The organism is Phocaeicola coprophilus DSM 18228 = JCM 13818, from assembly GCF_000157915.1.
Lineage (GTDB): Bacteria > Bacteroidota > Bacteroidia > Bacteroidales > Bacteroidaceae > Phocaeicola > Phocaeicola coprophilus.
The window spans coordinates 1-733 of sequence record NZ_EQ973685.1; the positions used below are offsets into that span (position 1 = coordinate 1).

The 733-nt window shown below is 50.9% G+C and carries 1 protein-coding gene; it reads right to left on the reverse strand.

Going from position 1 to position 733, the window contains the following annotated elements:
• Positions 1-104: 104 nt before the first annotated feature.
• Positions 105-733: MobV family relaxase (gene mobV / locus BACCOPRO_RS16955; protein ID WP_008145631.1), on the reverse strand; the 629-nt coding region annotated here is incomplete at its 5' end.

Genomic DNA, 733 nt, shown 5'->3' on the forward strand with positions numbered 1-733 from the left:
CGGCACATTTCCAACCACTTAGACCGATAGGGAAAAAAAGAGCTGCAACCCTCCATTGAGTGAGGCTGCCGTTTGGTCGCTCCCCCTTGGGGGACGGGAGGGGGTTAAAGATGCATACCCCTATCCCTTGTTTTGGCTGCGTATTTTTCGGGGTGCAGCTTCTTGTCCTGCTCTCTGATGGTAGCCCTAAGTTGTGTGTTTTCTTTTCGCAAGCGATCTGCCCTCTCTTCAGCTTGGAGTTTCGAGCCTTGGAAGTAATCTAAGACTTTTTGGCTTTGTTTTTCGGCTTCACCCTTGTAATGCTCCCTCATTTGGTTGAAACGCTCTGAAATCGCCTTATTTTGCCTCTCTGCCCATTTCTCCCGACCCATTAAGGGCGGAGTTTCTATTTGTGGGCTTCTGGTTTCGCTGTTTAGTTCCATGCTGCAGCTGGGATAATACAAGCGTTGGTTTATCCGTCCGTAGTATTCCCTTACGCTGTCATGGGTGGCGGTGCTGCCCTTGATGCCCCTTTGAAGCCCGAACTTGTTTTGCATCAGCTTCCCGTAGCTGTCTTGAAGTTCCGACATCTTGTGTCTGTTTCCCATGACTTCCTTGGCGGACAGTCTGCCGTCCTTTGTAAGCGGCACAACGACACAATGGACGTGCGGTGTCCGTTCATCGCAGTGGCAGGAGAACTCCACGATGTTCTTGTAGCCGAAGCGTTCCGCAACGAAGGCATAGTTAAGATACG